The 3,806-nt window shown below is 43.6% G+C and carries 2 protein-coding genes and 1 pseudogene; all 3 read right to left on the bottom strand.

Going from position 1 to position 3,806, the window contains the following annotated elements:
- Window positions 1-275: 275 nt before the first annotated feature.
- Entirely contained in the window at window positions 276-1,493 is a 1,218-nt protein-coding gene (locus tag F6K51_RS35505) for an amino acid ABC transporter permease (protein WP_293030412.1), read from the bottom strand.
- 55 nt (window positions 1,494-1,548) lie between these two features.
- Entirely contained in the window at window positions 1,549-2,718 is a 1,170-nt protein-coding gene (locus F6K51_RS35500; RefSeq protein ID WP_293030409.1) for an ABC transporter permease subunit, read from the bottom strand.
- A gap of 974 nt (window positions 2,719-3,692) precedes the next feature.
- Window positions 3,693-3,806 (bottom strand): annotated as a pseudogene (locus tag F6K51_RS35495) (amino acid ABC transporter substrate-binding protein); the annotation flags it as partial.

The raw sequence follows: 3,806 nt of genomic DNA, 5'->3' as shown, positions 1-3,806 counted from the left end.
GTTACAGGTTGTTCGCGTAGCGTGGCCGAAAGGCCAAAGTTACAGGTTTAAGGTTACAGGTTGTTCGCGTAGCGTGGCCGAAAGGCCAAAGTTACAGGTTTAAGGTTATATAGCGTTTATCGCAGTTATGAGGTATTTTATTCTTTGACGTTGATTCCCTGTTTTCATGCAGCGCAGGACTATTCCCTATTCCCTGTTCCCTGTTCCCCGTTCCCTGTTCCCTAAAATCCAGAAATTGTGTACCTCATAGCTATGATAATTGCTATAATCTAGATTCAATGATCTACATTCAATTGTTTTTCTAGACGTCGGCTGGCTGTGGACATGGCGTAACAAAATAACCAGAATAGGACTCCGTCGAATAGGTAAACTTCTTGATAGGGGGTTTCAAATTTGGCTTGGGCAAAGATTGAATCACCGATACCAAGCAACTCTACTAGACCTACAACAAATAGGAGAGTTGTGTCTTGAAACAGACTAATAAACTGACCGACAATGGCAGGAATAACAGCTTTGAGTGCTTGAGGTAAAACAATCAGCCCTACCGATAGGGGAGTATTTAAACCCAATGCTTTAGCAGCTTCGATTTGACCTGTAGGTATAGATTGCAGTCCTCCTCGGACATTTTCGGCTAGGTAAGCAGCGCTAAATAAAGTCAGACCGATTATTGCCCGTAACACCCGGTCTGGTCGCATTCCTGATGGTAGAAATAGTGGAATAATTACTTGTCCTATGAACAAAATTGCAATCAGCGGTAATCCTCGAATTAGTTCAATGTAAAGGATAGAGAAGCCGCGCACAACTGGTAAGGTACTTTGTCGTCCTAGGGCTAGTAATACACCTAGGGGAAAACAGATTAAAATACTGACGACTGCGGCTAAGACATTCAGCAGTAACCCACCCCATTGATTAGTGGATACCTGTTTTAGTCCGAGTCCTCCTCCGAGAAGCCACAGGAAGATTAATAAAGCAATAAACCAAGCTAAAGGTAACCAATTTCCCAGTTTCGGTTGAGTTTTAGCAACCTGTTGTCCTCCCCAAGCACTAGCTACCAGTAACACTACTATTCCTAAGAGCAATAAGCGATAGGGAATTGCTACTGGAAATAGCACTAATATAGCACCACTGATTACAAGAGCTATTAACACATTGCGACTAAATAGAGTGATAACATTTCTTGCTAAAACTCCCCAAGTTATCCCGGATAATAATACAATAATCCCCAGAATCAACCATGGACGCCAGTTTTCGGTGGCGGGATAGGTTCCTACAAAAAACAGACGAAAGTTATCTTTAATAACATCCCACTGGGCTTCAGTGGTTGCCCATGTTATCAAGCCTTTAACGGTTACGAATAGAAACCATAAAACACTAACAGTTAATAGGCTATTATACCAATTACTAAATAAATTTTTCTTTATCCAGGTAATTGGATTAACCTGTAGTTCAGGGGGTGGTGCTAGTTCAGGAGGTTGAGAATTAACAGTAGTCATTATCTAGTTATAATTCAACAGTTAACCAATTAAGTTAACCAATTAAGTTAACCAATTATCTTTCCTGCAATTGAACTGTCCGATTCAACAGATTCATCACGAAAGAAATGATCAGGTTAATGGTTAGATAGGTCAGGGGTATGATCACCACGATTATTTCTATTTCATGACCGGCTTGGTTGAAGGTGGTTTGAGCAATGGAGTAGATATCTGGGTAGCCAATAGCAGATGCTAAACTGGAGTTTTTGGCGAGGTTCATATACTGGCTGTTTAGGGAAGGGATAATCACCCGCAAGGCTTGGGGAAAAATAACTAACCGCATAGCTAAGCCTGACTTAAGTCCCAAGGATCTTGCTGCTTCCCACTGTCCTTTCTGTACTGACTGTATTCCAGCTCGGACAATTTCGGCGATAAATGCACCTGTGTAAAAGACTAGACCAGCTAGTAAGGCAAAGAACTCAATAGTTAGCCGGAGTCCGCCTTCAATATTACCTGTGTCGAGAACTTGGGGTCTTTGCCAACCAAAACCGATGATGATAATTAAGACAGCAGCAATTGCGATCGCAATTAAAGCAATTAACTGCGGCTGACCGGATTGTGCTTGTTCTACCATCAGTTTAGTGCGCCACTGCCAGATTAAAACTGCTGCGATCGCACCGACTAGCAAAACCACCAACCACAGAAATAGCTGGGTGGTGAAGGGAGGCCAAGGAATATAAATTCCCCGCTTGCTCAAAAATATCGACCCAGGTAACTGAATTTTTTCCGACAGTTTTGGCAGTTGAAAGAAAACCCCAAAGTACCAAAATAGCAATTGCAGCAGCAGTGGTGTATTGCGCACCACTTCCACATAAAGCAGACTCAGCTTACTCACTAGCCAATTGTCAGAAAAACTAGCTATCCCGGCGGTAATACCAACAATAGTTGTCAGGATAATCCCAAACACCATCACCCGCAATGAATTAGCCAGTCCGATCAATAAAGCATAGCTATAGGGGTCAGTGGCTTTGTAGGGAATGGGGGTATCGCCAATGCCAAATTTGGCTTGATCTTGGAGAAAATCAAACCCCAATTTAATCGCTTGTTGCTGAATATTTCGGCTTAAGTTGCTGCCTAGCCATGCCACGACCGCAATCACCACTAGCACAAATAGGACTTGTATGGCAATGCGCCAAAATCGGTCATCTCGCCACAAAGGAGGCTTTTGACCTATATTGCTTGTCATTCGTCAGTTGTTTTGGTTGCAGGTTACAGGTTGGTTGGTTGAAGGTTTAAGGTTGGTTGGTTGAAGGTTGAAGGTTGGTTGGTTGAAGGTTGAAGGTTGGTTGGTTGAATGTTGAAGGTTGGTTGGTTGAATGTTGAAGGTTGGTTGGTTGAAGGTTGAAGGTTGGTTGGTTGAAGGTTGAAGGTTGGTTGGTTGAATGTTGGAGGTTGTAGGTTGGTTAAAGGTTAAAGGTTTTAGGTTACAGATTTTAGGTTTTAGAGGCAGTTTTCAAAGTGTTGGATGCTACTCGAAACCGCTCCCTAGCCCCCCAAATTTGGGGGTAATTTGGCTCAAAGTCTCCCAGATTTCGGGGATAATCGTGGCTCATGCCAAACATTTGGTACTTCTCAAACATCATCTTAGCTGGCTCGCGAGAAGCCCCGCGCTATAATCTCGCTCTTTAGCGTCGGGATGATAGCCCGACAAGGTCGCTCTGCTCAATTGTCAATTTGGAACTTTAATTTTTGACCAGCGTCTATAATTAACATAGTAGGTCAAGTCAAATTAAGAGCTAACCGCCACCTACGTTATCGAACCTTAACAACCTGGAATATGGGGTTCCACTCAGAAAAAGCAATTTAAGCTGTCTGTGGGTGGGTAAAATTCCAGCAGTACTTTGGAGACAGAACTCATTGTATTGTTCCGGCGCGGAGGGGCATCCCGTGTCGTTAATAAAGCTTACCGAGTATCCGAACCAGTGGGTGGAGTTGGTAAGAAGCCCGCGTTGTCCCGTTAGGGCAACGTCGGGAGTATGTCACGTTTTAGGTTTACCGTTAACAGTCAACAGTCAACCTTCAACCTACCCTTCTCGAACGCCAAAGGCGAACAACCAACCAACCTCCAACCTTGAACCTTCAACCTCCAACCTTCAACCTTCAACCTTCAACCTTCAACCCCCAACCTTCAACCTTCAACCTGAAACAGTTAACAATCCCTTAACGGAAGGGTGGAGAATACAAAATACCCCCACGAGTCCAGAGGTCATTCAGACCCCGATTGAGTTTGAACTGAGAACTTTTACCCAAGTTCCGGTCATAGACTTCGCCGTA

Origin of the sequence: Moorena sp. SIO3I8, assembly GCF_010692325.1 — a bacterium.
GTDB lineage: Bacteria > Cyanobacteriota > Cyanobacteriia > Cyanobacteriales > Coleofasciculaceae > Moorena.
This window is presented reverse-complemented; position numbering and strand designations above follow the sequence as displayed.